Origin of the sequence: Arthrobacter sp. SAFR-023 (genome assembly GCF_051965295.1) — a bacterium.
GTDB lineage: Bacteria > Actinomycetota > Actinomycetes > Actinomycetales > Micrococcaceae > Arthrobacter.
This window is the reverse complement of record NZ_JBQCMF010000002.1, coordinates 250,444-276,366: the sequence shown is the minus strand read 5'-3', so window position 1 is coordinate 276,366 and position 25,923 is coordinate 250,444. Positions and strand designations below refer to the sequence as shown.

General features: G+C 67.7%; 22 protein-coding genes. 8 read left to right on the top strand and 14 right to left on the bottom strand.

The annotated features are described in order from the left end of the window. Positions 1-311: 311 nt before the first annotated feature. The gene (locus tag ACTHQX_RS03430) at positions 312-1,637 is read left to right on the top strand and encodes a SufS family cysteine desulfurase (protein WP_440155655.1); all 1,326 of its coding nucleotides are present in this window, start codon (positions 312-314) and stop codon (positions 1,635-1,637) included. A gap of 45 nt (positions 1,638-1,682) precedes the next feature. Further along, positions 1,683-2,132 carry a Fe-S cluster assembly sulfur transfer protein SufU gene (gene sufU / locus ACTHQX_RS03425; protein WP_102970713.1) on the top strand — a complete coding sequence of 150 codons (450 nt, stop codon included), beginning with the start codon at positions 1,683-1,685 and terminating at the stop codon, positions 2,130-2,132. Positions 2,133-2,157: 25 nt separating this feature from the next. On the opposite strand, the gene nhaA is transcribed toward sufU, so the two are convergent. The 4 genes from nhaA to ACTHQX_RS03405 all read right to left on the bottom strand — a co-directional run bounded on the left by nhaA (position 2,158) and on the right by ACTHQX_RS03405 (position 6,077). Further along, on the bottom strand, positions 2,158-3,528 hold the full coding sequence (gene nhaA, locus ACTHQX_RS03420) for a Na+/H+ antiporter NhaA (protein ID WP_440155653.1): 1,371 nt from the start codon (positions 3,526-3,528) through the stop codon (positions 2,158-2,160). A gap of 129 nt (positions 3,529-3,657) precedes the next feature. Further along, positions 3,658-3,879, bottom strand: coding sequence for an SCO4848 family membrane protein (locus ACTHQX_RS03415; RefSeq protein ID WP_102970715.1), 222 nt, complete (start codon positions 3,877-3,879; stop codon positions 3,658-3,660). Between the two features lie 4 nt (positions 3,880-3,883). Beyond that, positions 3,884-4,381 carry a DUF2505 domain-containing protein gene (locus tag ACTHQX_RS03410; protein ID WP_236807729.1) on the bottom strand — a complete coding sequence of 166 codons (498 nt, stop codon included), beginning with the start codon at positions 4,379-4,381 and terminating at the stop codon, positions 3,884-3,886. Between the two features lie 46 nt (positions 4,382-4,427). Then, positions 4,428-6,077, bottom strand: coding sequence for an SDR family oxidoreductase (locus ACTHQX_RS03405; protein ID WP_440155650.1), 1,650 nt, complete (start codon positions 6,075-6,077; stop codon positions 4,428-4,430). A 205-nt stretch (positions 6,078-6,282) separates the two neighbouring features. On the opposite strand from ACTHQX_RS03405, the gene mfd reads away from it, so the two are divergent. Both mfd and ACTHQX_RS03395 read left to right on the top strand, forming a co-directional pair. Continuing rightward, positions 6,283-10,014 (top strand): transcription-repair coupling factor, encoded by a 3,732-nt coding sequence (gene mfd / locus ACTHQX_RS03400; RefSeq protein WP_440155648.1) that lies wholly within the window; start codon positions 6,283-6,285, stop codon positions 10,012-10,014. Between the two features lie 5 nt (positions 10,015-10,019). After that, a complete protein-coding gene (locus tag ACTHQX_RS03395) occupies positions 10,020-10,841 on the top strand; it encodes a metal-dependent hydrolase (protein WP_440155646.1) in 822 nt (273 codons plus the stop codon). A gap of 19 nt (positions 10,842-10,860) precedes the next feature. Here ACTHQX_RS03395 and ACTHQX_RS03390 read toward each other — a convergent pair whose 3' ends face one another. From ACTHQX_RS03390 to nirB, 7 genes are all read right to left on the bottom strand, one after another. Further along, entirely contained in the window at positions 10,861-11,796 is a 936-nt protein-coding gene (locus ACTHQX_RS03390; RefSeq protein ID WP_440155644.1) for a DMT family transporter, read from the bottom strand. Between the two features lie 112 nt (positions 11,797-11,908). Then, positions 11,909-12,142, bottom strand: a complete 234-nt coding sequence (locus tag ACTHQX_RS03385; RefSeq protein ID WP_102970717.1) for a hypothetical protein — start codon at positions 12,140-12,142, stop codon at positions 11,909-11,911. A 46-nt stretch (positions 12,143-12,188) separates the two neighbouring features. Further along, positions 12,189-12,932, bottom strand: coding sequence for a deoxyribose-phosphate aldolase (gene deoC, locus ACTHQX_RS03380; protein WP_440155642.1), 744 nt, complete (start codon positions 12,930-12,932; stop codon positions 12,189-12,191). Between the two features lie 83 nt (positions 12,933-13,015). Then, complete coding sequence (locus ACTHQX_RS03375; protein ID WP_440155640.1) at positions 13,016-13,912, bottom strand: FAD-dependent oxidoreductase; 897 nt, start codon at positions 13,910-13,912, stop codon at positions 13,016-13,018. 252 nt (positions 13,913-14,164) lie between these two features. After that, entirely contained in the window at positions 14,165-15,361 is a 1,197-nt protein-coding gene (locus ACTHQX_RS03370; protein WP_440155639.1) for a uroporphyrinogen-III synthase, read from the bottom strand. Between the two features lie 14 nt (positions 15,362-15,375). Further along, positions 15,376-16,410, bottom strand: coding sequence for a uroporphyrinogen-III C-methyltransferase (gene cobA / locus ACTHQX_RS03365; protein ID WP_440155637.1), 1,035 nt, complete (start codon positions 16,408-16,410; stop codon positions 15,376-15,378). A 2-nt stretch (positions 16,411-16,412) separates the two neighbouring features. Further along, positions 16,413-19,058 (bottom strand): nitrite reductase large subunit NirB, encoded by a 2,646-nt coding sequence (gene nirB, locus ACTHQX_RS03360; protein ID WP_440155635.1) that lies wholly within the window; start codon positions 19,056-19,058, stop codon positions 16,413-16,415. 294 nt (positions 19,059-19,352) lie between these two features. Between nirB and nirD the strand changes: the two genes are divergently transcribed. Then, positions 19,353-19,718: a nitrite reductase small subunit NirD gene (nirD, locus tag ACTHQX_RS03355; RefSeq protein ID WP_440155633.1), complete on the top strand. Its 366-nt coding sequence runs from the start codon at positions 19,353-19,355 to the stop codon at positions 19,716-19,718. A 119-nt stretch (positions 19,719-19,837) separates the two neighbouring features. Here the strand turns inward: nirD and ACTHQX_RS03350 are convergent, their stop codons facing one another. Beyond that, positions 19,838-21,607 (bottom strand): phospho-sugar mutase, encoded by a 1,770-nt coding sequence (locus ACTHQX_RS03350; protein WP_440155632.1) that lies wholly within the window; start codon positions 21,605-21,607, stop codon positions 19,838-19,840. 129 nt (positions 21,608-21,736) lie between these two features. On the opposite strand from ACTHQX_RS03350, the gene ACTHQX_RS03345 reads away from it, so the two are divergent. Further along, positions 21,737-22,264 carry an RrF2 family transcriptional regulator gene (locus ACTHQX_RS03345; RefSeq protein WP_440155630.1) on the top strand — a complete coding sequence of 176 codons (528 nt, stop codon included), beginning with the start codon at positions 21,737-21,739 and terminating at the stop codon, positions 22,262-22,264. 33 nt (positions 22,265-22,297) lie between these two features. Here ACTHQX_RS03345 and ACTHQX_RS03340 read toward each other — a convergent pair whose 3' ends face one another. After that, positions 22,298-23,116, bottom strand: a complete 819-nt coding sequence (locus ACTHQX_RS03340; protein WP_440155628.1) for a purine-nucleoside phosphorylase — start codon at positions 23,114-23,116, stop codon at positions 22,298-22,300. A gap of 117 nt (positions 23,117-23,233) precedes the next feature. Between ACTHQX_RS03340 and ACTHQX_RS03335 the strand changes: the two genes are divergently transcribed. Both ACTHQX_RS03335 and ACTHQX_RS03330 read left to right on the top strand, forming a co-directional pair. Continuing rightward, complete coding sequence (locus ACTHQX_RS03335) at positions 23,234-24,649, top strand: NAD(P)H-quinone dehydrogenase (RefSeq protein WP_236807741.1); 1,416 nt, start codon at positions 23,234-23,236, stop codon at positions 24,647-24,649. A gap of 179 nt (positions 24,650-24,828) precedes the next feature. Continuing rightward, positions 24,829-25,200 (top strand): hypothetical protein, encoded by a 372-nt coding sequence (locus ACTHQX_RS03330; RefSeq protein ID WP_236807742.1) that lies wholly within the window; start codon positions 24,829-24,831, stop codon positions 25,198-25,200. Between the two features lie 11 nt (positions 25,201-25,211). Here ACTHQX_RS03330 and ACTHQX_RS03325 read toward each other — a convergent pair whose 3' ends face one another. Continuing rightward, the gene (locus ACTHQX_RS03325) at positions 25,212-25,919 is read right to left on the bottom strand and encodes a hypothetical protein (RefSeq protein ID WP_440155626.1); all 708 of its coding nucleotides are present in this window, start codon (positions 25,917-25,919) and stop codon (positions 25,212-25,214) included. Positions 25,920-25,923: the final 4 nt, after the last annotated feature.

Here is a 25,923-nt window from a genome sequence, read left to right as displayed (position 1 = left end):
CTCCGAAGCTGCCACCAGATTTTTCAGGTCTCGCACCAGGTTTCCGGCCCCAGGGCCGGGTGAGGCGGGGCCGGCGACGTCAGAGCCTTCTGAGACCGAGGCTCTCCCCCCAGCCGTCGCCGGCCCTTTTAAGTAGTAAGTCCAGAAGAAACAAATATCCGACGGCATGAAAAGGGCGGCCCGCAGCGACGGGGGCCGCCCTTGGCCTGTGCCCCGGTCAGGCAGGCTCGGCTCCTGCCACGCTGCGCATGCTGGGGCCAAACGTGCTGTGGGACAATTGAGAGGTACCTCAAGGCACCCAAGGAGTTCCATTGGCCGTAGTATCAACGCCAACCACGCTGACGCGTGCCCTTTCTGCGATGGACAATACCGAGGTCCTGCGGATCCGCAACGACTTTCCCGTGCTGAACCAGACGGTCAACGGCCGCCCTCTCATCTATCTGGATTCCGGCGCCACGTCGCAGAATCCGCTGAGCGTGATCGAGGCTGAACAGGAATTCTACGAGCAGCGGAACGCTGCCGTGCACCGCGGTGCCCACCACCTTGCCGTGGAGGCCACCGAGGTGTTCGAGGACGCCCGACAGACCGTCGCCGACTTTGTCGGTGCGGCCTATGAGGAGATCGTCTGGACCTCCAACGCCACCGAGGGCCTGAACGTCATCAGCTATGCGCTGTCGAACGCCTCGCTGTGGGTAGCCCAGGGTCGCGGCGACTCCCGGCTTCGGGACTTGGCCCTGGGGCCGGGCGATGAGATCGTGGTCACCGAAATGGAGCACCACGCCAACCTGATTCCCTGGCAGGAACTGGCTTACCGGACAGGTGCCACGCTACGTCACATCCCGCTGGACGACGCCGGGGTGCTGCGGATGGATGAGGCAGCCGAAATCGTGGGCGAGCGGACCAGGCTGCTGGCGTTCACCCACGCCTCGAACGTGCTGGGCACCATCAACCCGGTCAGCGACCTCGTGGCCCTCGCCCGGGGGGCAGGCGCCCTGGTGGTGCTGGACGCGTGCCAGTCGGCACCGCACCTTGCCCTGGACGTCAAGCGGTTGGACGTCGATTTCGCCGTGTTTTCCGGCCACAAGATGCTGGGTCCCACCGGCGTAGGTGTGCTTTACGGCAAGCAGGAACTCCTGGACGTGCTGCCTCCGGTCCTGACCGGAGGTTCCATGATCACCACCGTGACCATGGAACGTGCGGAGTACCTCCCCGCGCCGCAGCGGTTCGAAGCCGGCACCCAGAAAATTTCGCAGGCGGTGGCCCTTGCCGCCGCGGTCAACTATCTGACCGAAACCGGCATCGACCGGGTGCACCGCTGGGAGTCCGAGCTCGGCCAGCGGATGGTGGCGGGCCTGGAGGCCATCGACGGCGTCCGCGTGCTCGGTCCGGCAGCCGGCCAGGACCGCATCGGCCTGGCGGCCTTTGACGTTGCCGGTGTCCACGCGCACGACGTCGGCCAGTTCCTTGACTCGCGGGGCATCGCGGTCCGCGTGGGCCACCATTGCGCACAGCCGCTGCACCGGCGCCTTGGCCTGACGGCCACCACCCGCGCCAGCACCTACTTGTACAACACCACCGACGACGTGGACGAGTTCCTGGACGCAGTGTCCGGAGTCCGCGCTTACTTCCGGGCCTAGCCCCCAAAAAGACTAGCCCCGATCCCCAACGACAGGTGCCTGAGCATGAGCCTCGACCAGCTTTACCAGCAGATTATCCTGGACCACTCCAAGGCCCGGCACGGCAGCGGATTGGCCGCCACGGCTGCCCCGGACGGCGCGTCCACGGGCCAGTCACACCAGCTCAATCCCGTGTGCGGCGACGAGGTCACCCTGCGCGTGGCCGTGGACCACGGCACAGTCACCCAGCTGGCGTGGGATGGAGCCGGCTGCTCGATCTCCATGGCCTCCGCCTCCGTGCTGAGCGAGCTGGCCGAGGGCATGACCGTAGACGAACTCCGCTCGGTGATCGGGAACTTCCGCGACGTCCTGCGGTCCCGGGGAAAGATCCCGGCCGACCCGGAAATCCTGGGCGACGCAGCAGCCTTTGAAGGCGTGGCCCGCTACGCCGCAAGGGTGAAATGCGCCATGATCTCCTGGGTTGCGGCCGAGGACGCCCTGAATCAGGCAGCCTGACCGCGCCTCTCTAACAGTCCTTGACTTAGCCGTCCCGTTCGGACCGTTCGAAGACATCCGGCACGCCGTCGCCGTCGTCGTCCCTTGTCTCCTCCGCTTCAAGCCGGCGGTAGTGCCTGTTGCGGGCCTTAAGCACGACGGCGGCCAACGCCGCGGCGGTCAGCGAACCGGCGAGGATGGCCACCTTGGCGTGGTCGTCCTGGGCTGACCCCGAGCCGAAACTCAGTTCGGCGATCAGCAGCGAGACCGTGAAGCCCACGCCTGCCAGAAGGGACAGCCCGGCGACGTCGACCCACTTCAGCCCGTCGTCGAGCTGCGCGCGGGTGGTTTTCGTGACCAGGAATGTTGCCCCAAAGACGCCTAGGGCCTTGCCCGCGATCAGTGCTGTCACGATGCCCACGGCCACCGGGTCGGACAGGGCGGACGTCAGTCCCGTGGTGCCGCCGAGCGCAACTCCGGCCGAGAAGAACGCGAAGACGGGGACCGCGAAGCCCGCAGACAGTGGACGGAGCAGGTGTTCCAGGCGCGCAGCCATGCCGGTGCCGCCGGCGTCGGTGGTGATGCCCGCAGTCGTGCTGTCTTGTTGGGTTTCCCGCCGCGAGGCGGCGACCGGGACGGTGAAGCCGAGCAGGACGCCGGCCACTGTGGCGTGGATGCCGGACGCGTGCACCAGGCCCCAGGTAGCAGCGGCCAGCGGCACCAGCAGGTACCAGCGGCTGACCCGTTTCTGCACCAGCCAGGCGAAGAGAGCCAGCGGAGCAAGCGCGGCGAGCAGCAGGGCCGGCTGGAGCCCGGAGGAATAGAAGAACGCGATGATGCCGATGGCGATCAGGTCATCCACCACGGCGAGGGTGAGCAGGAACGTCCTCAGCGCCGACGGCAGATGGGTGTTGATGACAGCCAGCACCGCCAGCGCAAAAGCAATGTCGGTAGCGGTGGGGATGGCCCATCCCCTCAGCGCCCCGGCACCCGCATTCCAGACAATGGCCGAGTAGATGATGGCGGGGATGGCAACGCCGCCCGCTGCTGCAGTTACGGGGACGACGGCCCGGGACGGTCTGCGCAGGTCGCCGGAAACAAACTCGCGCTTGAGTTCCAAGCCGGCAATGAAGAAGAACAGTGCCAGCAGTCCGTCGGAGGCCCAGTGCCCGAGGCTCAGCTGCAGGTGCCAGGGCGCGTAGCCCAGCTTGAAGTCACGCAATCCAAAGTAGGCGTCCGCGGCGGGGGAGTTGGCCCAGATCAGCGCTGCGGCTGTCGCTGCGAGGAGGAGTGCGCCGCCCACTGTCTCCGTCCGGAGGATGGCGGCGATGCGGAGATACTCCGGATACGTGGAGCGGCTGAATACCGGGAATTTCCGGGAGGGGAATCTGCGGGACTGGAAAGACGGCTTGGGCATTGAAGGTCCTCGCGGGCTCGGCTAAATACTTGCCGACCAGACTTCCCGGCGCACCATTTGTACCCAGCTTAGCTGACCGCTGGTTGAGCTTGCCGAAACCAGGTTGCGGCAAGCTCAACCAGCGCGCCGTCAGCTGACGAGCGCCGCGATTCCGATGGCGGCCGTCGCGGCGCCCAGCACCATGGACACCGTCACCAGGACCACATGGACCGTGAGGAACTTCGTGGCCTTGCCGGCGGCGTCCCGCGCCCGCGGGTCCTTCATGACGCGGCGCAGGAACTGCGGCCACACCACCAGGGACCATACGCCCGAAACGATCAGGACCAGGGCCAGGAAGGCGGGGACGTCCACGGGACTAGTGGCTTTCGAGCCAGGCCTGGGCCTGCTGTGACTGGATGTTCAGTGCCTTGCCCACCATGGGCTCGGCGGCGTCGGCAATCTTGCCGCCCAGGAACGGCACGGAGGACGTGACGTTGCCTTCAAGTTCAACGCGCGTGCTGCCGCCGTCCGCCACGAGACGCTGCACCGCGGCCACGTCGATCGGCGCGCCGGCGATCTTCAGGGAGATGGTGCTCTGGCGCGAACCGTCGGCTGCCGGGGCGTCCCAGTTTTCCACCTGGGTCACCTTCAGGCTTTCGCCGACGAACTTGCGGGCGATTTCCGGCAGGCGCGTCGTGGGGAGGGTGCGCACCGACGTGGTGCTGAATTCCCCGGCGATGTCGCCCGCCACGGTGAAGGACTCGAGGGTGCCGCCGACGTATTCGCTGGTGTGGCGCTGGAAGTCCTCGTTCGCGAAGACTGCGGTGACGCTGTCGACGCCGTGGGGAAGGGTGGTGGATGCACTCAGTGCCATTGATCCTCCGTCGTTGTGGGGCAGAACGCTTTTTGCTCACCACATCCTACGGGGTTGGCCGCGATTCCCCGGCACCGGTGCGTCGAGCAGCGGGCCCTGCGACGCCGGTTTTCTCCTCAGCGGACAGCCTCCGGGCCGCCGCGGTAATGTTGCGGGACATGGCCGGGAAGATGATGCTGTGGAACGGAAGAACGGCCAGCCAGTAGAGCCGCCCGCTGAGTCCTCTGGGGAAGAAAATCGCCCGCTGGCGGTAAAGGCTTCCCGTGCCGTCGGGCTCCACGCAGAGCTCCAGCCAGGCGCGTCCCGGTGCACGCATTTCTGCCCGGAGGCGGAGCAGTCGGCCGCGCTCGATCCGTTCCACGCGCCACCAGTCCACCACCTCACCTGCCACCAGATGGTGCGGATGCCGCCGGCCGCGGAGCAGGCCCGCTCCGCCCGAGAGCTTGTCCAGCCAGCCGCGGACGCTCCACGCCAGTGGGAGCGAGTACCAGCCGTTGCGGCCGCCGATCCCCTCGATGATCGTCCACACGTGTGACGGGTCCACGTCGCTGGCAAAGGTCCGCTCGTCGACGTACACCCTGTGCCCGGCCCAGCCCGGATCGCTCGGCAGCGGGTCGGCATCCGCTCCGGCGTTGGCCCAGGTGGTTTCCACCTGGCCGTCGCGTTCCTTGCCGAGTGCCAGGGCCACGGCCCTGCGGTAGCCGGTGAGACCGCCGTCGGGCTGCCTGATGTAGCTGTCGATGTCATGTTCGGCCGAGACGGCATCATGCTGGAGCGACTGGACCAGCGGCACGGACATGGACAGCGGAATCGGAGTCACCAGGGCAACCCACAGTCCGGCCAGCCTGGGTGCCGGCACTGGAAGTGCCAGGACCGGCCGCGCCGGCAGGCCTGCCTCGGCCGCGTACTCCTTCATCATGCCGGCGTACGTCAGGACATCCCGGCAGCCGATGTCGAAAGTGCGGTTGAGGGGTTCCGTCAGTGCGGCGGCTCCGACGAGGTAGTAGAGCACGTCCCGGACGGCGATGGCTTCGATCCGGTTGCGGACCCAGCTGGGCGCCGGCATGAGGGGCAGGGTTTCGGCGAGGTGGCGGATCATTTCGAACGACGCCGAGCCGGAGCCGATGACCACCCCGGCCTGGAACACGATGGCGTCCACTGGGCCGGAGAGAAATACCTCTCCCACCGCCTCGCGGGAGCGCATATGCGTTGACAGTGCCGTGTTGCCCGGGTGCAGGCCACCCAGATAGACGATCCGCCGGACGGAGGCTGCCGCGGCAGCACCGGCCACGAGCTCGGCCATGGCCTTTTCCTTGGCTTCGAAACCGGAGCCCGCCGCCATGGAATGGACCAGGTAATACAGCACGTCTACGCCCTGCAGGGCTTCCTCCAGCGCCGCGGAGTCGTCGAGGCTGCTGCGGACCACCTCGACCTCGTCGAACCACGGCACGCCGGCGATTTTCTCCGGGGACCGGACCAGCACCTTGACTCGGTGGCCGGCGTCCAGCAGGCGCGGGACCAGCCGCCCGCCGATGTACCCAGTGGCGCCGGTGACAAGTACTGTCCGGGCCTCGAGGCTACGGGCCTCGTCTGGCCGGGCCGCGTCTGTCCCAGTCTCCTGGCCGGCGCTGGCTCCAGCCGTGCCGCCGGGGCTGCTGACAATTCCGCTGCTGTCATTTCCGTTTTGGTCGCTCACGGGAGTCTCCTTGGGGCGGCGGCATGGCCGTGCTGGACGTCAGGATGTGCTGAACTTCGCCTGCTCAGCAAGCTTAGCAATGCGGCACCCAGGGCCTGGATGCCGCCTATGTACCCGCAGGGGTAGGCTGGGAGCCCCGGCATTCGCAAGAATCTCGGCTTTTCGTGTTGCCTGCGTTCGAATGAGATTCCAGGAGATCCTGCCCATGAGCTCCAAAGGCCAGAGCCCCAAAGGCCAGCCCTCCAACAGCCTGCCCCTCGACGGACTGCGCCGCGCCCTTCAGGCGGACAGGACGTTCGCCCGGGTGCAGGCCGAGGCGGCGCGGAGCTTCAGCGTCCGCAGCGAGGACTACCAGATCAGCGCCCCGGCAGGTTTGCGGCCCGTGCTCCTGGCGGAGATGGCGGACGGACTGGTGAAGACCGCAGAAAACGACGGCCCCGCCGCGGAACACACCGCGCAGGGTGTCGTCCTCGCCGTCACCGCCACGGGACGCGAGGCCGAGGATCTTGCCGCCGCGCTCCGCGCCTACCTGCCGGCCAACGCCGTGGCCGAGTTCCCCAGCTGGGAAACCCTCCCGCACGAGCGGCTCTCGCCGCGTTCGGACACCGTCGGCCGCCGTCTGTCCGTCCTGCGGCGCCTGGCGCATCCTGAAGAGACCGCCAGCCCTGAAAAGGCGGCCCGCCCGGAAAACGCAGGGGGACCCCTCCGCGTCGTCGTGGCTCCCGTCCGCGCCGTGCTCCAGCCGATCGTGGCCGGCCTGGGGGACCTCGTCCCGGTGACGCTGAAGGTCGGCCAGGAGGTGCCGTTCACTGACGTGATTAAGAACCTGGCGGCTGCCGCCTACGCCCGCGTGGACATGGTGACACGCCGCGGTGAGTTCGCCGTCCGCGGCGGCATGCTCGACGTCTTCGCGCCCACCGAGGACCACCCCATCCGGGTGGAGTTCTTCGGCGACGAAGTCGACCAGATGCGCTGGTTCGCCGTCGCCGACCAGCGCTCGCTGTCCGCTCCCGGCGTGCATCACCCCACCGAACTCCATGCCCCGCCCTGCCGGGAAATCCTGATCACGCCATCGGTCATGTCCCGGGCTGCCACGCTGAAGTCCCAGCTGCCCGCTGCTGCCGACATGCTGGAGAAGATCGCCGGCGGCATCGCCGTGGAGGGCATGGAATCCCTGGCGCCGGTCCTCGTGGACGCCATGGTCCCGTTCATGGAACAGCTACCCGCGGGGTCCATCTCCGTGGTCATCGAACCGGAGAAGGTCCGCACCCGTGCGCACGACCTCGCGGCCACCAACGAGGAGTTCCTGGAGGCCGCCTGGTCCACGGCCTCGGACGGTGGAACCGCGCCGCTCGACCTCAGCTCCCAGGCGTCGGCGGCCCTGCACTCCGCCAGCTTCCGTTCGCTGGCCGAGACCAGGTCGGCGGCCCTCGGTCACGAGGTGTCCTGGTGGTCCATCACCTCGCTGGCGACGGACGAGGAACTGACGCCGGACATCGACGTGCTCAACCTCCACGCCCGCGAACCCCGCGGCTACCAGGGCGACGTGGCGGAAATGATGGACTTCATCGGCTCGCATGTGCGGGACCAGTGGCGGATCGTGGTGGCCACCGAAGGCCCGGGTCCGGCGCAGCGCCTGGCCGAGCTGTTCCACGACGCGGACATCCCCTGCGCCCGGGTGGACACACTGGACCACGAACCCCAGGCGGGGATCATCGAGGTGACCACCGCCGCCGTCGGACGCGGTTTTGTCCTGGACGGACTGAAACTCGGTCTCCTGACCGAGGCCGACCTCCTGGGCCGCACGTCCGCGGGCTCCACGAAGGACATGCGCCGCATGCCGTCCAAGCGGCGGAACGCCGTGGATCCGCTGCAGCTGGTGGCCGGCGACCATGTGGTGCACGAACAGCACGGCATCGGCCGGTTCGTGGAGCTTTTGCAGCGCAAGGTGGCGGGGGGCAGCGACGGTGTGCGCGAGTACCTCGTCCTGGAGTACGCGGCGTCGAAGCGCGGGGCGCCGGGGGACAGGCTGTTCGTCCCCACCGACCAGCTGGACCAGGTGACGCGCTACGTCGGCGGCGACACTCCCGTACTCAGCAAGATGGGCGGCGCGGACTGGGCCAGCACCAAGTCCAAGGCGCGCCGGGCCGTCAAGGAAATCGCCGGCGAGCTCATCCGGCTCTACTCGGCCCGGATGGCGTCGCGCGGCCATGCCTTCGCGCCGGACACGCCGTGGCAGCGCGAGCTGGAGGAGGCCTTCCCGTACGTGGAGACCCCGGACCAGCTCACCACCATTAACGAGGTCAAGGCCGACATGGAGCGGGAGATCCCCATGGACCGGCTGGTCTCGGGCGACGTCGGCTACGGCAAGACCGAGATCGCCGTCCGCGCCGCCTTCAAGGCGGTGCAGGACGGCAAGCAGGTGGCGGTGCTGGTGCCGACCACCCTGCTGGCCCAGCAGCACTATGAGACGTTCACCGAGCGGTTCTCCGGCTTCCCGCTGCGCGTCAAGCCGCTGTCCCGGTTCCAGGCGTCGAAGGAAGCCAAGGAAACGGCCGAGGGCGTGAAGAACGGATCCGTGGACGTGGTGATCGGCACGCACCGGCTGCTGTCCAAGGACTTCGAGTTCAAGGATCTCGGCCTGGTGATCGTGGACGAGGAGCAGCGTTTCGGCGTCGAGCACAAGGAAGCGCTGAAGAAGATGCGCACCAACGTCGACGTCCTTGCCATGAGTGCCACCCCGATTCCGCGCACCCTGGAGATGTCCCTGACCGGCATCCGCGAAACTTCCACGCTGGCCACCCCGCCGGAGGAGCGCCACCCCGTGCTCACCTATGTGGGTCCGTACACGGACAAGCAGACCTCCGCGGCCATCCGCCGCGAACTGATGCGCGAAGGCCAGGTGTTCCTGGTGCACAACCGCGTGTCCACGATTGAAAAGACTGCGGCCAAAATCCGCGAACTTGTCCCCGAAGCCAGGGTGGAGGTGGCACATGGCAAGATGTCCGAGAGCCGCCTGGAGCAGATGATCGTGGACTTCTGGGAGAAGCGCTTCGACGTCCTCGTGTGCACCACCATCATCGAAACCGGCCTGGACATCTCCAACGCCAACACCCTGATTGTGGACGGCGCGGACAAGTACGGCCTGTCGCAGCTCCACCAGCTGCGCGGACGCGTCGGCCGCGGCCGCGAACGCGCCTATGCCTACTTCCTCTACCCCTCTGAGAAGCCCCTCGGCGAGGTGGCCCTGGAGCGGCTGAAGGCCGTGGCCACCCACAACGAACTCGGCGCGGGCATGCAGCTGGCCATGAAGGACCTGGAAATCCGCGGCGCTGGCAACCTGCTGGGCGGTGAACAGTCCGGCCACATCCAGGGCGTCGGCTTCGACCTCTACATCCGGCTGGTGGGCGAGGCTGTGGCCGAATACCGCGGCGAAGCCGAGGAGAAGGCCGCCGACATGAAGATCGAGCTGCCCGTCAACGCGCACCTGCCGCACGACTACGTGCCGGGGGAGCGGCTGCGGCTGGAGGCCTACCGGAAGCTGGCATCGGCACTCACCAACGAGGCCATCGACGAAGTCCTCGCCGAGCTCGTGGACCGCTACGGTGAGCCGCCACTGCCCGCCCAGAACCTCGTCGCCGTGGCACGCTTCAGGGTGGGAGCCCGCGAAGCCGGGCTCTCCGACGTCGCCCTGCAGGGGAACTTCATCAAGTTCTCGCCGGCGCAGCTGCCCGAATCGAAGACCATGCGGCTCAACCGGATGTACCCGGGCGCGCAGGTCAAGCCCGCCCTCGACGCCGTCCTCATCCCCAAGCCGAAGACGGCAAGGATCGGCGGCCGCGACCTGCAGGACGCCGAAATCCTGGCCTGGGCCGACGGCGTCATCCGCAACATCTTTTCGGACGCTCCGGTCCCGCTCGAAGCCACGAAGGGCTAGCCGTGATGGGAGGACACCACGCCGCGTCAGGGGCCGCGGCGTGGGTGGCTGTTGCCTCGACGGGGCCGTACACCTTGGGCTGGTATCCGCTGGACGCCACCGGAGTGCTGATCGGGGGCATGGCGACGGCGGGCACTGCACTCGTGTGCGACTGGGACCACCGCTCCAGCACCGTGGCGCACTCGCTGCCGCCGCTGTCCAACATGATCGCGGTAGGCATCGAGAATGCCAGCGGCGGCCACCGGCAGGGCACGCATTCGGTGCTGGGGGCGGCCATGTTCGTGCTGCTCGCCGCGGTGGCGGCGCAGATCCAGGTGGATACGCCGTGGGGCGTGCTGTCCGTCGGCGCCGGGCTGCTGTGCATGTTCATGATCAACATCGCGGCCAAGGCGCTGAAGCTGTTTCCGAAGTCCGGGTGGATCAGCAACTGGATCTTCGCCCTGGTCATGGCCGGCCTGGTGACCTGGTTTGCACCGGACCAGTGGACGTGGCTGCCCATGTCCATGCTGATCGGCGTCGTGGTCCACATTGTGGGGGACATGGTGACCACCGGAGGAGTTCCGCTGCTCTGGCCGCTGGTGATCAAGCCGCCACGGTTCCTGCGCCGGTTGTGGGTATTGCGGAACTTCTGGCGGCCCAACGGCGCCTTCTCCATCCCGCTGCTGGGCAGGGCCGGATCGCGGCGGGAGTGGCTGGTGCTGATCCCGGTGAGCGGCTACGCCATGGTGGGCATGTGCCTGGCGGCCTGGTCGCTGGCCGGCTCGCACTTCCCTGCGGCGCTGGCCCTGGCTGGCCGGCTGGCGAGCAGCCTGCTCGGACTAACTTGAGATTTGGGCTTTCCGTGGTTCACGGGCGGCGTCGGGTGCTCCCTGAGGGGTTCTGAGTTCCAGCCTTTGCCCCCACATGGTGCCTGCCAGCACAAGCACCACACCACCAATGCCGGTGGGGCCCAGGACGTCGCCGGCCAGTGTCACGCCGATGACCGCCGCCCAGACCGGCTCGGTTCCGAGCAGGAGGCTCACCCTGGTGGGGGAAAGTCTTACGTACGGCCCACATCTGAATGAAGAACGGGAACACCGTGCATACGGTCACGAGGTAGGCCATCTGGAGTACCGAGGACCACTTCATGCTTCCGGCATACGTCGTGAGCGGCGTGCCCCAGAGACTCGACATGATGAGAAACACCAGCCCGCAGGTGGCCATCTGCACGAAGGTCAGGTTCAGCGAGTCGATGCTGCGCCCGGCCGAGAGCCGATACATCCCGGTCACGTGTACCGCTCGAGCCATGGCGGCCAGCAGGATCAGCAGATCGCCGAATCCGAAGGATGTGGCGGCACCGCCCGTGGCAAGGAAGTACACGCCGGCGATCGCAATCACGGCGGCCAAGTAGAACAACCGACTCAGCTTTCGCTTACCGACGAGGGTTTCCAAGACCGGCATCATCACGATGGTCAGGCTGATGATGAGGCCGGCGTTGGTCGCGCTGGTCGCGGCGATTCCGAAGGTTTCGAAAGTGAAGACGGTGGACAGCAGCAGGCCAAGAATGCCACCGATCACCGCCTCGGTTTTCTTCAAGCGTGTCCGCATCACGACAAGAATCAGGCCAAGTACGACGGCGGTGAGCAGCCTACGGACACCGAGAACCGCCAGCACCGTGTCCTTGGTGACCAATTCCTTGGCGACCCAGTAAGTCGAGCCCCAGGCCACGGCGACGGCAAGCAGTAGCGCGTCGACGGCCGATGTCCGCTTTGCTGTGGTCCGGCGGAGGCCTAGATCAGCCATTGCTGAGTCCCCAGGATCAGTCCCTTAGAACGCACGGCATGGCCTTCCTTTCCCGTTAAAAGCCGAAGCCCCGGAACATTCCGGGGCTTCGGCTTCAAAGTCTGCGGGGCGTTTAGTACTCGCCGGCGCTGTCCGAGCGGCCGGTGATGGTCTGCGGGATCCAGAAGGCGAGGGCGAACAGGCCGAGGCACACGGCCATCGGCCACGGGTTCTCCAGGGACAGGAAGGACAGCGAGTAGATGGCGCCCAGGAAGAGGGCCATGATGACCACAAAGAGAACGATGCTGCCCACGAGGGTGTTCTCGTTCTGGGGCGTCTTTACCTGCTGGTCAATCTTGCTGGACATTCATTCCTCCTCGGCCCCGCGGGGCTCAGACTGTGGCTGCCGCCGGTCAGTACGCAGACGAACCCTGTTCGCCTTTGACGATTGCAATACCGGAGCTGGCGCCAATACGTGTTGCACCTGCAGCAATCATAGCCTGTGCGTCCTCGAGGGAACGCACGCCGCCGGAGGCCTTGACGCCCACGTCTGAGCCCACGGTGCGCCGCATGAGGGCCACATCTTCGACCGTGGCGCCGCCGCCGTTGAAGCCCGTCGAGGTCTTGACGAAGTCGGCGCCGGCCTCAACGGCCGCCTCGCAGGCCAGGACTTTCTGGTCATCGCTGAGCAGGGCCGTCTCGATGATGACCTTGAGGATCGCCTCGCCCTGGTGGACGGCCTCGGCGACGGCCTTGATGTCGTCCACCAGGGCGCCCTTGTCCGAGGCCCTGGCCGCAGCGATGTTGATGACCATGTCCACTTCATCGGCACCGTCCAGCACAGCCCCGCGGGCCTCGAACGCCTTGACGTCGGCGGGCGTGGCGCCCAGCGGGAATCCCACCACGGAACACGTGAGCACACCGGTGCCCTTGAGCGCCGTCTTCACCGTCTTGACCCACACCGGGTTAATGCACACCGACTTGAACTTGTACTCGGCGGCCTCGGCACACACCTTGAGGATGTCCGCCTCGCTGGCCTCCGGCTTCAGCAGCGTGTGGTCGATGAAGGAAGCGATGCCCTGCGCCCCGCTGCCCTCCGCGGGAGATCCTGCGGGGCTGGTCGCGGTGCCCGTGCCGGGGCTGGCTTCGTTGCTCATGCTGGTCCTTTCCATGGGCCTTTGGCCGAAGGCGCCCCGGGTGTCGCGGCGCCCTTGCGAACCATCCTGCCACAGCAGGAAAGCTAGGCAGCGGTGGCCAGTTGCCCCACGGAAAGTGCCGCCATCAGCTCGGCCGCGCAGACGCCGGCAGCGGACCCGGACGCCACCAGCAGACCCAGCCGCACGCCGTCGAACGTTGCCGCATCCCCAACGGCCCAGATGCCCGGCACGGAGGAGCGGAAGTCACGCCCGACGACGATCCCGCCGGCCGCTGCCGTCATCACGCCGGCGCCGGCGGCCAGGCCGTCCCGGGGCGTGCGGTCCTCGGCGAGGACCACCAGGTCGCCGCTCATGCGGCTGCCGTCCTCGAACACGACGCCGGCAGCCGGCAGTACCGAGCCGGCAAGCGTTGGCACGACGGCGGCGGGCCGGGCAGTGGTGCGGACCGGCCGGACGCCGCGGGCGCGGAGCACCGCTTCGGCCTGCCCGGCGGCGGGACCCGTGCCCACCAGAATGCCAAGCGGCCTGCGGCCGAGGACCCGGGTGACTTCCTTGACGGCGTGGCCGATCTTCGCGGCGTCATCGATGGTGGAGTAGCTGAGGCAGCGGCCGGAGCCTTCGACAGGGGCGTCCACCGGGGCCGAGCCGGTGGCGATGACCAGCTGGTCGTAGCCGAATTCCATGCCGTCGGCGGTGGTGACCACCTTGCCGGCGGCGTCGATGTGGCTGGCGGGCTGGCCGAAGCGCACGGAGACGAACGGCAGGGCGGCCAGTTCCATCAGATCGCCGGGGGCGTCGTCGCGGCTGCTCAGCACCGTGACGGTTCCGGGGAACTGTGCGGCGGCCAGCTGGGCCACGAGGGCCTGGGCAGCCGGGCCTGCCCCGGCGATGAGGATCTTCGATGCGGAGATTGCGGTAGCGGACGCGGCTGCCGTCGAGAGGGAGGTGCCGGAGGTGGGGGACAATGCCGGAGCGGACATGTGCAGGCCCTTTCGCTGGTGGCCATCGTGCGGCCGGTGTGCTTGATGAACCCCAGCGTAGGCGTCCGATTTTTCCGGGGTGTTTCCCGGGTGTTGCCTGTTTTTCCCTGCCCGTTCGCCACTATTTACTGACCGGTAATGAGGTGGGTCACACCGCGGCGCCTGCACGGCAAGAAGGCAACGCGGGGTCACTTACCGCCCAATGGGAGGGCCTTATAGGGCGTTAAGTGACCCCGCGTTGCGGTAGAAGGGCTAGACGCGGATGCGGTAGCCGCGCTTCACCACCGTTTCCACGAGCTTGCCGTCGGGCAGGGAAGAGCGGAGCCGGCTGACCGTCATGTCCAGCGCGTGCACGGAGCCGCGCAGTTCGAGCAGTTCGGAGAGGGACTCCCGCGACAGGACCGCGCCGCCGGCGCCCAGGAGCGCGCGGAGCAGCAGCAGCGGCGCCGGGGCGATCTCCACCGCCTCGCCGTCAATGCGCAGCGACCGGCCACGCAGTTCCACGTTTCCGGACCGCGTGTCGAGGCGCCGCACATGGTTCAGCGCGAGGTGCTCGCACACCAGCCTGATCAGCGCGCCCATCCGGAACCTTTCCGGCACCAGGGGAGTGATGCCCGCGTACAGCAGTGGCTGCGCGGTCACGGGGCCAACGACGGCGGTCGTCACCGTGGTCTTGAGGCTCTCCACGAGCTGCTTGTACAGCCCCATCTCGTGGGCCGTGCTCCACATGGCATCCACGGCCGGGGCACTGGTGAACGTCAGGACGTCCAGGTTGCCGCTGCACGCAGCTTCGATCAGGCGGGGGAGCCGGTCGGCGCCGTCGGGCTTCACCCAGCGGTACGGGGTCACGGTCAGGACCGTGGCGCCGGACATGCGCAGCCGCTCCAGCTGGCGGACGTCCGTGTAGCCGTGCAGCTGCACCGCCACGGTCTTGCCGCGCACACCCTCGGCCAGCAGCATGTCCACGAGCGTCGCGGTGGTTTCGTCGCTGCTGATTCCGACGTCGGCCAGGCCGGCCGCGCGCACAGCGCCGCGGGCCTTGGGTCCGCGGACGAACATCCGGCAGGAGCCCAGGGTTTCCAGCAGCTCCTCACCGATCCCCGAAGCGTCCGCGGCCTCGCACCAGCGGCGCATGCCGTAGGCGGTGGTGGCGATGCAGAGGTCGGGCTTGGCCGCGATGATCGCCTTGGTGTCCTCTATGAGGCTGATGTCCTCGTTCACGGGGGCGATCTTCAGTGCCGGGGCGTGCAGGACCTCGGCGCCGCGGCGTTCCAGGGCCTCGATGAGGTCCCGCGAACGGCGATGGGACGTCACGCCGATCCGGAAACCCTCCAGCGGGGCCTCGGCTGCCGCCTCCGGAGCGGTTTCGGTGGGCGCGGTTCCGGTGAGTGCAGCGCCGGTGACTGCTGTCTCGGCGGGTGATGTTTCGGTGGAGGTTAGTGCATTCATTGCGTTCATGCCTATCACGAACCCAGCAGCGAGGCCGCCAGACGGTCGAGTTCCGCCTCGGCCTCGGCATGCCCGCGGTTGGCCTCAGCCACCCGCACCACCTCGCCGATCACCAGGACGGCGGGGTTGCTGCAGCCGGCGGCCGCAGTTGCAATAGTGCCCAGTTCCGCGATGGTGGTCTTCTGGCCGGGCCGGTAGCCGCGTTCCACCACGGCCATGGGCATGTCGGCCCGCATTCCGGCGCGGCGGAGGCCCGCGGCGAGGTGATGCAGCGTGCCGATGCCCATCAGCACCACGATGGTCCCGCCCAGGCCGGCCAGGTGCGTCAGTTCCTTCTCCGTGAGCGGCGCGTGGCCGGACACCACCGTGAACATGTGGCTGACTTCACGGTGCGTCACGGGAATGCCGGCGGCAGCCGGCACGGAGATGGCGCTGGTGACGCCGGAAATCACCCGGACGGGGACGCCGGCGGCGACGCAGGAGGCAACTTCCTCGCCGCCGCGGCCGAAGACGTACGGGTCACCGCCCTTGAGGCGCACCACGTTGTTGCCTTCCAAGGCGGAAGCGACCATGAGCTTCTCGATGTCGCCCTGGCTCACCTTGTGGTGTCCCGGGCGCTTTCCGACGTCGACGAGCTCGGCGGAGGTGAGGGACGCCAGCTCCTGGTACGGGGCCAGCCGGTCGTAGAACACGACGTCGGCATCGCGCAGCGCCTTGACGGCGGCCACGGTCAGCAGCTCGCTGGTGCCCGGGCCGCCGCCAACCAGCGTGACGTGACCGGCCCGACCGGCGGCAGGCTCGGCCGCCACCGGGATGCCGGCGGCGCGGCAGCGGTCCAGCAGCGGCTCCCAGCCGGTCTGGCCGTCGTCGACGGCCGCGACGAGGAACGGGCGCTCGGGGAGGGGACCGTCGTGCCCGGCACCCTGCGGGGTGCTGAGGCGGGAGACGACGGCGCCGGCTGCCTCGTAGCGTCGGACGGCCTGGCGGGCAGCGAAGCCCGAGCCGGTGACCAGGACGTCGCGGCCGGTGAGATCAATGCTGAGCTGCATGCCTATACCTCGTTCTTGTCGAGCAGATCCGGCGTGGAGGGCCGCACGGGGATGGAGGCCCCGATCAGCACCTTTCCTTTTTCCTCGGCCGTTGCCGGGCGCATCTGGCCCCGCTCGTCCGGGACGAAGGTGATGGAATCGTCCTTCTGGTCGGGGGCGTTGACGAAGGAGCGGAACCGGCGGAGGCGCTCGGGGTCCTTCAGCGTGTCGGCCCACTCGTCGATGTAGGTGTCGACATGCTTGGCCATGGCTGCCTCGAGGTCCTCGGCGATGCCCAGGGTGTCCTTGACCACCACGTCCTCGACGTGCTTGATGCCGCCGTCGAGCTCTTCCTGCCAGCGTGCGGTGCGCTGCAGGCGGTCGGCCGTGCGGATGTAGTACATGAAGTAGCGGTCGATGTACTTGATCAGGGTTTCGTCATCGAGGTCCTTGGCCAGGAGCTGGGCGTGGGCCGGGGTGGCACCGCCGTTGCCGCCGACATACAGGTTCCAGCCGTCCGCGGTGGCGATCACGCCGACGTCCTTGCCGCGGGCTTCGGCGCATTCGCGGGCGCAGCCGGAGACGCCCATCTTCAGCTTGTGCGGGCTGCGGAGGCCACGGTAGCGGAGCTCGAGCTGGATGGCCATGGCCACCGAGTCCTGGACGCCGAAGCGGCACCAGGTGGAACCGACGCATGACTTCACCGTGCGCAGGCTCTTGCCGTACGCCTGTCCGGACTCGAAGCCGGCGTCCACCAGTTCCTTCCAGATTTCGGGCAGCTCCTCGAGCCGGGCGCCGAACATGTCGATGCGCTGGCCGCCGGTGATCTTGGTGTACAGGTTGTACTTTTCGGCGACGGCGGCAATGACGCCGAGCTTCTTCGGGGTGATCTCGCCGCCGGCGATGCGGGGGACCACCGAGTAGGTGCCGTCCTTCTGCATGTTGGCCAGGGCGCGGTCGTTGGTGTCCTGCAGGGTGCCGCGGCCGGCGTCCAGCACGTACGCGCTGTTTTGGCTGGCGAGGATGTTGCCTATGGTCGGCTTGCAGATGTCGCAGCCGGCGCCGGTGCCGTACTTGGCCATGATCTCCTCGAAGGAGGTCAGTTCCAGGACGCGGATGGCGTCGAACAGTTCCTGACGGGACAGTTCGATGTGCTCGCAGAGGGCCTTGGAGACCTCGACGCCGGACTTGGTCAGCTCGGTTTCCAGCAGCTTCTTGAGCATGGGCACGCAGGAACCGCACTGGGTGCCGGCGCGGGTGCAGCCCTTGAGTTCGCCGAGTTCCTGGACGGGGGCGTTGCCGTCGCAGGCGCCGCAGCCGTTGATGGCGTCGCGGATGGTTCCGGCGGTCACGTTGTTGCAGGAGCACAGGGTGGCGTCGTCCGGCAGTTCGGTTTCGGGGGCGTCGCCGCCGCCGGCCGCGCTGAGGAACGCTCCGGGTTCGGCGGGAAGTTCGCGGCCCAGGAGAGGACGCAGGCTCATGTACGGTGACGCGTCGCCCACGAAGATGCCGCCCAGGAGGGTCTTGGCGTCGTCAGTGGTGACAATCTTCTGGTAGACGCCGCGGGCGGGGTCGGCATAGACGATCTCGAGGGCGTGCTCGGTCTTGGCGAAGGCGTCGCCGAAGCTGGCCACATCCACGCCGGACAGCTTCAGCTTGGTGGCGGTGTCGAAGCCGGGGAAGGTTGCATCCCCGCCGTGCAGGCGGTCCGCCACGATCTCGGCCATGGTGTTGGCCGGGGCGACGAGACCCAGGCACATGCCGCCGAAGTTGGCGACCTCACCGATGGCCCAGATGCCCGGTACCTCAGTGGCGCAGTAGTCGTTGATGACCACACCGCCGCGCTGGCCCAGGCTGAAGAGCTGTTCCTCGCCCTCGGCCGCACGGAAGAGTTCGTCGCGGGGCCGGACGCCGATGGCGACGATCACCATGTCGGCATCGATGGTGCGGCCGTCGGCCATGAGGACACCCGTGACCTGGCCTTCGCCGTCGGAAAGCACTTCCGACGGGAACACGCCCCCGTGGACTTCGAAGCCCTTGGCCTTGATGAGGCGGCCCATTGCCTGGCCAGCTCCTTCATCGAGCTGCGTGGCCATCAGCCACTGCGAACCGTCGATGACGATCGGCGTGGCGCCCAGCTGTTCCGTGCCGGCAGCCGACTCGAGGCCGAGGAGGCCGCCACCGATGGTGACGGCGTTGACCTTGCGGCCAAGTTTTTCCGTCAGTTCGGCGATGGCCTTGTTAATGGCCCAGACGTCTTCAAGCGTGCGGTACACGTGGGTGAGCTCGGCGCCCGGGATCGGCAGGCGGGCGGCATTCGACCCGGTGGCGACCACCAGTTCGTCGTATTCGTACGTGTTGCCGGCTGCGGTATCCACCGTCTTGGCCTCGGCGTTGATCTTGACCACGCGCTCGCCGGTCTTCAGGTCCACCGAAGCGTGGTCCCACATGGCGGCCTCACCCAGGGTGAGGTCGTAGTCCATATCGGTGAGGGCCTTGGAGAGCGCCACCCGGTCATAGGGGAGGTGGGCTTCCTCAGTGAGGACAGTGACATGCCAGCCTTCGAGGCCACGGGCATGCATGGCATCGGCAAAACGGTGGGCTGCAGGGCCGCCGCCGGCGACCACAATGCGGCGCGGAGTCGATGAGGTTGAAGTCTGTTCGGTCACTGTGGGCCTTTCGCTGGGCCGCAGACGGTGCTCTGCAGCTTGTGCGTCCAGCCTAGGGAGGCGCAGTTTCGCTTCAGTTTCCCAATTGTTTCGTGAACTTAACTTCTGCATCACGGGATTGTTTCGGGCCCTGTGAGGTGTCTTTTACGTTCTTGACACATTGACTGCACCCCGTCGAAACACCGTCACCCTAGCTTTGGACTACGGCCGCAGCGGCGGCAGAAGCAGGCGCAAACACACGCCTCGCAGGACCGGCCCGCCGCCGGAAAGCACGCAAAGGGAGAGGAGCCGGACATGACGGCAATACTGGAACTTGAGGATCTCGCCACCGGATATGCGGCAGGCTGGCACCGCGTCTGCGCGGTGGAGGACCTGGAACTGGCCTGGGGCGAAGCGGCACTCGTGGCCGGCCGGCAGGTGGCCCTGTTCCGCACGGGCCCCGGTGAGGTCTTCGCCGTCGCGCAGGAGGACCCGGCCACCGGCGCCTTCGTGATGGCGCGCGGCATCCTCGGATCACGGGGCACGCGCCCCACCATCGCCTCGCCGCTGCACAAGGAGGTTTACGACCTCGAGACGGGTGAATGCTTCGGCAACGCGGACCTGCGCCTGCCCGCGTTCAGCACGCGCATCGTGGACGGCTTCATCGAAGTTGAGCTCTAAGGCTGAAGCTCCCAGCGGCCCGCCCCTAATGGGCCGGCCAGCCCCTAATCGCCCGGCCCGCCCTTAATGGGCCGGCCAGCCCCTAATCGCCCGGCCCGCCCTTAATGGGCCGGGGCCGCCTACAGGCCCAGGGCCTCGCGCACGTCAGTGAGCACCTGGTCCAGCGCGGCCCTCGCCGCCAGCCGGGCTTCGGGCAGTTCAGCGGCGGAGCCGACGCTCTGGACAACCTCCAGGTAGCACTTGAGTTTCGGCTCCGTGCCGCTCGGCCGGATGATCACGCGGCTGAGGTCGCGGGTCACATAGAGCAGCCCGTCGGTCGGAGGCAGCTGTTCGCTGCCTTCGGCCAGATCCACGAATGACTCCACGGCCGAGCCGCCGAACGATTCGGGCGGGTTCACGCGCAACCGGTTCATCATGGCGTCCAGCAGGCCGAGGTCACCCACGCGGATGCTCAGCTGGTCGCTGGCGTGGAGCCCGTGCACCAGGTACAGCTCGTCCAGGGTGTCGAAGATCGTCTTGCCCTCGGCCTTGGCTGCGGCCGCCAATTCCGCAATCAGCACCGCGGCGGACAGCCCGTCCTTGTCCCGGACCAGGTCCGGAGCAACGCAGTAACCCAGCGCCTCCTCATAGCCGTAGACGAGGCCCGGCACCCGCGAAATCCACTTGAACCCTGTCAGCGTTTCCTCATGGGCGTACCCGGCTGCGGCGGCGATGTGTGAAAGCAGCCGCGACGAAACAATCGAATTGGCGAACACGCCGCCGGCAGCATCCGCTCCAGTGCGGTCCGCTCTGGTTGCGTCCGTTTTGGAGGCGGCCAGGCGCGCCACGACGTGTGCTCCCAGAAGGGCGCCCACCTCGTCGCCCCGCAGCATCCGCCACGCGCCCGTGTCCGGGTCCTTCGCGGCCACCGCGGCACGGTCCGCGTCCGGGTCGTTGGCCAGAACGATGTCTGCGTCCGCCTGCATCGCCTCACCCAGGGCCAGATCCAGGGCGCCGGCTTCCTCAGGGTTGGGAAAACTGACGGTGGGGAAGTCCGGGTCCGGCTCCGCCTGTTCGCTGACGAGCGTCACGTCGGTGAATCCGGCTGCCTCCAGAACGGAGACTGCTGTCGCTCCGCCGACGCCGTGCAACGGTGTCAGGACGATCTTCAGGTCCCGGGCCGGGAAGAGCCCGCGGTCGGCAAGCCCTGCCGTGGCGGCCTCGTAGTCCTGGACGATCCGGTCGTCCAGGACCGTCCAGCCGTCCTGGGCCAGGGGGATCGCGGCAAGGTCGCCCGCCTTGCTGATGTCGGTGGCGATCAGGGCGTCGTACGGCGCTACTATCTGTGCGCCCCGGCCGCTTTCCTCCACCGCATGCCGGCCGAGGTACACCTTGTAGCCGTTATCCTGCGGGGGGTTGTGGCTGGCTGTGACCATCACGCCCCCGTCGCACTCCAGAGCCCGGACCGCATACGCCAGCAGCGGCGTCGGCAGGGGAGCCGGCATCAGGAACGTCTCGATGCCCGCCGCAGTGAACACCGCCGCCGTCTCCTTCGCGAAAATGTCGGAGTTGTAGCGGGCGTCATAGCCGACGACGGCGCGTGGCCGTGTTCCGGGGGCGGCCTCCGCCACCGCCCGGACCAGGAAATTGGCGAAGCCCGCCGCCGCGCGGCGGACCACGACGCGGTTCATCCGGTTGGGCCCCGGACCCAGGGCGGCACGCAGGCCGGCCGTTCCGAACTGCAACGTTCCCCGGAAGCTGTCTTCAAGGTCCTGCCGGGCCGCGGCCGTGCCGGCCTCGGTGAGCTTCACGAGTTCGGTCAGCGCTGCCGCGGTCCGGGGATCCGGATCCTGGGCGGCCCAGGCGCGGGCGTCGTTGAGCAGCTGCAGGTCGGCTTCGGAAGACGTCATGGCATCCAAACTATCGTCAAAGTGCGGCGGAGCGGCGCCGGACGGGGCTGCTGTCCGGTTGCAACTCGCCGGTCCGTGGCGGCCGGAGCCCTGCTTGACAAGAGATTCTGGACACGTACTGTCTTGGTTGTGAAGTTGAACCAGGGGGTGGAGTGGGCCCTCCACTGCTGCGTCAACATGGCATGGGCGCCCGCCGGGGAACCAATCAGCAGCGGCCGTCTGGCCGAGCTGTATAAGCTGCCGCCGGCGTACCTGAACAAGCAGCTTCAGTGCCTGGTGCGGGCAGGCGTCCTGCAGTCCGTGTCCGGCCCGAGGGGAGGGTTCCAGTTGGCCCGGCGGCCTGACCGGATCTCGGTGCTGGACGTGGTGCTGGCCATCGAAGGCCGGGACCTGGCCTTCCGCTGCGACGGCATCCTGGAGAACTGCCCCGGCGGTGATTCGGGAGAGGACTACTTCCGCAGCTGCATCATTTCGCAGTCAATGCGCCAGGCGGAGCTGGCCTGGCGGACCGAACTCGCACGGCAGTCCGTGGCGGGCATAGCGGAGTCCCTCGAACGGCGGTTCCCCGAGGCTCGGGCCAGCTCGGTCGCCCAACTCCTCGGCAACAACAACGCGGGGTCACTTAGCGCCCCTTCCGAAGCCCGCAAGGGGCGCTAAGTGACCCCGCCCGGCTCTTCCCCCGCGTTGCGGTCAGAGCCGGCCGATAATCTCCGCGAGGAGCTTGGAGATGCGAGGCCCCGCAGCGTGTCCGGCTTCGAGCACCTCCTCATGGCTCAGCGGCGTCGGGCTGATGCCGGCCGCGAGATTGGTGACCAGCGAGATGCCGAAGACCTCCATGCCGGCGTGCCGCGCAGCGATGGCCTCCAGCGCCGTCGACATGCCCACCAGGTCGGCACCGATCCGCTTGGCGTACTGCACCTCGGCCGGCGTCTCGTAGTGCGGGCCGGTGAACTGGGCGTAGACACCTTCGGCCAGCGACGGGTCCACCTCGCGGGCCAAATCCCGGATCCGCGAGGAGTACAGATCGGTCAGGTCCACGAAGGTGGCGCCCTCGAGCGGTGACGCCGCGGTGAGGTTGATGTGATCTTTGATGAGCACAGGGGTGCCGGGTGCCCAGTCTTCGTTCAGCCCGCCGCAGCCGTTGGTGATCACCAGGGTCCGGCAGCCTGCGGCGGCAGCGGTGCGCACGCCGTGGGCAACGGCACGGACGCCTTTGCCCTCGTAGTAGTGTGTGCGGGCGCCGAGGACCAGTGCCCGCTTGCCTCCACGCGTCAGCACCGACCGGATGGTGCCCACGTGTCCCTCCACCGCGGGAGCCGAAAATCCGGGGACCTCCGACGCCGCCAGCGTGGCAGTGGTCTCGCCGATGAGGTCGGCAGCCTCGGCCCAGCCTGAACCCAGGACCAGGGCGACGTCGTGCGTTGCGACGCCGGTCTCCGCCGCGATGTAGTCCGCGGCCGTCTGCGCCGCCTCGAAGGGATCCGTGTCCGGGAATTCTGTTGTGCTCACCCGGTCCAAGCTACCGTGCCGGAGCTGGTGCGGGCAGCAGAAACGCGCCCTAGCGGGCTGCCCGGCCGGCCCCGGAAGATTGGTGGTCCGGCGCCGGATGCAGGAGAATGACTTCTTGTGACTATGCATCCTGATTTCAGCGCCCCCCGAATTGCAATTCTCGGCGGAGGTCCGGGCGGCTACGAAGCCGCCATGGTGGCCGCCTCGCTGGGAGCCCAAGTCACCATCATCGAGCGGGCCGGCCTCGGCGGTTCCGCGGTGCTGACCGACGTCGTGCCGTCCAAGACGCTGATCGCGACGGCGGACCTGATGACCCGCGTCGGCGGTGCCGGCGAGCTGGGGGTCAAGTTCGACGTCGACGGCGGGGACTTCGTTCCGGTCATGCGCGCCGATCTCAAGCACATCAACGACCGCCTGCTCGGCCTAGCCCGCCAGCAGTCCCAGGACATCCAGACCGGCCTGGAGCACCAGAACGTCCGGATTCTGAACGGCTCCGGCAAACTGGTGGACAACCACACCATCGAGGTCCTGACGGTCGACGGAACCGAAACCGTCGAGGCGGACGCCATCCTGCTGACCGTCGGGGCCCACCCCCGGGAACTGCCCACGGCGCGGCCGGACGGCGAACGGATCCTGAACTGGGCCCAGATCTACAACCTGGACGAACTGCCGGAGGAACTGATCGTCGTGGGTTCCGGCGTGACCGGCGCCGAATTCGCCTCCGCCTACAACGGCCTGGGCTCGAAGGTCACCCTGATCTCCAGCCGCGACCGCGTGCTTCCGGGTTCCGACACGGACGCTGCCGAGGTGCTGGAGGAGGTTTTCGAACGCCGCGGCGTGAAGGTGCTGTCCCGTTCGCGGGCCGAGACGGTGGAACGGACCGACGACGGCGTGGTGGTCACCCTCGGTGACGGCTCCAAGGTCACGGGCAGCCACTGCCTGGTCTGCGTGGGTTCCATTCCCAACACGGCCGGCATCGGCCTGGAGGAAGCCGGCGTCGCACTGACCGAAAGCGGCCACATCAAGGTCGACGGCGTCTCCCGCACCACTGCCCCGAACATCTACGCCGCCGGCGACTGCACCGGTGTCCTGGCCCTCGCCTCCGTCGCGGCCATGCAGGGCCGGATCGCGATTGCGCACTTCCTGGGCGACCAGGTGACCCCTATCAAGCTGCACCAGGTGGCGTCCAACATCTTCACCTCTCCCGAGATCGCGTCTGTGGGCGTGTCCGAGGCAGAGATCGAGTCCGGCAAGTACCAGGGCGACATCATCAAGCTGTCCCTGAAGAGCAACGCCCGCGCCAAGATGCGCAACGTCAAGGACGGCTTCGTCAAGATCTTCGCCCGCAAGGGATCCGGGACAGTCATCGGCGGCGTGGTGGTTGGCGCTAACGCGTCCGAACTGATCTTCGCCATCTCCATCGCGGTGAAGCAGAAACTGCACGTCGACGACGTGGCCAGCACGTTCACCGTGTACCCGTCGCTGAGCGGCTCTATCTCGGAGGCCGCACGCCGGCTGCACGTGCACATCTAGGCGGCGCCGCACAACCTGTGAATGGCGGCTTGCTCCTAGTCGCCACCGGCAGAGCTGAGTAAGATTCAGACTGTCGATCCCCGGGGTTGGCGGCACCGGGCTGCGACAGACCGATCACGAGCGGTCAGCCATGCGGAGGTACTTCCGGACGGTCGGACCGCGGAAGCCAGGAGCATGCCATGATCACTGTTCAAAAAGCCGCAATCAACACCGCCCTCGTCGCGGCCCTCGTGGGAGGCGGTGCCTACCTCGCCATGGGCTATCCTCTCATTGCCTCGTCGACCGGAAGCCAGTCCAGCACGGACTCCGCCAAAGGTGGCCACCAGGCCAACGGGATCACCGAGCAGCTGCTGACGGGGACCACGGCGACCCGGGTGAAGAATGCGGTGCTGGCGGCCAACCCCGGCGCGACGGTCCACCGGGTTGAGACGGACGCGGAGGGCGCGGTCTACGAAGCACACATCACGAAGGCTGACGGCTCGCGGGCCACAGTGAAGCTGGACGGTTCCTTCAACATCACCGCTACGGAAGCGGGGCACGGACGCAGGTAGTTGGCTGCGGCTCAGGAACAGGCGTACGGAGGAACGGTTTCGCCGGGTGCGAAGGGCTCGAACCAGTGGCGGATATCCAGCTTGCCGGTACCCTGTTCGCCGGCGTCGTCCGCGTGGAGTGCGTCGTCCGCGTACAGGGTTCGTGAGTCGGCGTCCTCCAGCAGGACCTCCTCAACGATGGCCCGCCACTCCTCGGGGAGGTCCAGTTCGTAAATGTCCTCGGTAATCCTTGCCTGGTCGAGCAGGCAATGGATGGCGAGTTCGCCTGCGAGGCAGCCGGGGGCGGCCCATCCGCGGGCAAAGGACGCGGTAACGTCAGCTGCCACCACAATGAACCGCTGCGTGAACTTCGCGTCATAGTTGGAAGCGAACTGCGGGGGCAGCGAGGACAGCACGGACGTTCCGGCGATGGCCTCGGGCGTGAGGGTGTCCAGCTCGTGCAGCGTGCCGAGGTCGCGGAACAGCTGGTCGATGAGGATGCTGGACGAATTCCACAGCAGGCCCGCCAGCAGGCGCGTCTGGCGTGCGGACTGCTCCCGGTCCTCGGAGCCGGCGGAGGCCATCTCCGCCAGGTCCTCGGGATCGAACTGGAGCCGCTGCTCGGGGGTCATGTCGTCGGGATGCGGGTCCAGCCCCAGGAGCTCAAGGCTCAACCCGGTGAGCTTCTCCGAGTCGGCCAGCAGTTCTTCGGTGATGTCGTCGTCTTCGTCGGCATTCATGCTC

What these genes read in the sequence shown, in the direction of transcription:
- sufU (WP_102970713.1), top strand. Translation starts at nt 1,683, where the DNA reads ATGAGCCTCGACCAGCTTTACCAGCAGATTATCCTGGACCACTCCAAG.
- nhaA (WP_440155653.1), bottom strand. Translation starts at nt 3,528, where the DNA reads ATGCCCAAGCCGTCTTTCCAGTCCCGCAGATTCCCCTCCCGGAAATTC.
- ACTHQX_RS03410 (WP_236807729.1), bottom strand. Translation starts at nt 4,381, where the DNA reads ATGGCACTGAGTGCATCCACCACCCTTCCCCACGGCGTCGACAGCGTC.
- mfd (WP_440155648.1), top strand. Translation starts at nt 6,283, where the DNA reads ATGAGCTCCAAAGGCCAGAGCCCCAAAGGCCAGCCCTCCAACAGCCTG.
- ACTHQX_RS03395 (WP_440155646.1), top strand. Translation starts at nt 10,020, where the DNA reads ATGGGAGGACACCACGCCGCGTCAGGGGCCGCGGCGTGGGTGGCTGTT.
- ACTHQX_RS03390 (WP_440155644.1), bottom strand. Translation starts at nt 11,796, where the DNA reads ATGGCTGATCTAGGCCTCCGCCGGACCACAGCAAAGCGGACATCGGCC.
- ACTHQX_RS03385 (WP_102970717.1), bottom strand. Translation starts at nt 12,142, where the DNA reads ATGTCCAGCAAGATTGACCAGCAGGTAAAGACGCCCCAGAACGAGAAC.
- deoC (WP_440155642.1), bottom strand. Translation starts at nt 12,932, where the DNA reads ATGAGCAACGAAGCCAGCCCCGGCACGGGCACCGCGACCAGCCCCGCA.
- ACTHQX_RS03375 (WP_440155640.1), bottom strand. Translation starts at nt 13,912, where the DNA reads ATGTCCGCTCCGGCATTGTCCCCCACCTCCGGCACCTCCCTCTCGACG.
- ACTHQX_RS03370 (WP_440155639.1), bottom strand. Translation starts at nt 15,361, where the DNA reads ATGAATGCACTAACCTCCACCGAAACATCACCCGCCGAGACAGCAGTC.
- cobA (WP_440155637.1), bottom strand. Translation starts at nt 16,410, where the DNA reads ATGCAGCTCAGCATTGATCTCACCGGCCGCGACGTCCTGGTCACCGGC.
- nirD (WP_440155633.1), top strand. Translation starts at nt 19,353, where the DNA reads ATGACGGCAATACTGGAACTTGAGGATCTCGCCACCGGATATGCGGCA.
- ACTHQX_RS03350 (WP_440155632.1), bottom strand. Translation starts at nt 21,607, where the DNA reads ATGACGTCTTCCGAAGCCGACCTGCAGCTGCTCAACGACGCCCGCGCC.
- ACTHQX_RS03330 (WP_236807742.1), top strand. Translation starts at nt 24,829, where the DNA reads ATGATCACTGTTCAAAAAGCCGCAATCAACACCGCCCTCGTCGCGGCC.
- ACTHQX_RS03325 (WP_440155626.1), bottom strand. Translation starts at nt 25,919, where the DNA reads ATGAATGCCGACGAAGACGACGACATCACCGAAGAACTGCTGGCCGAC.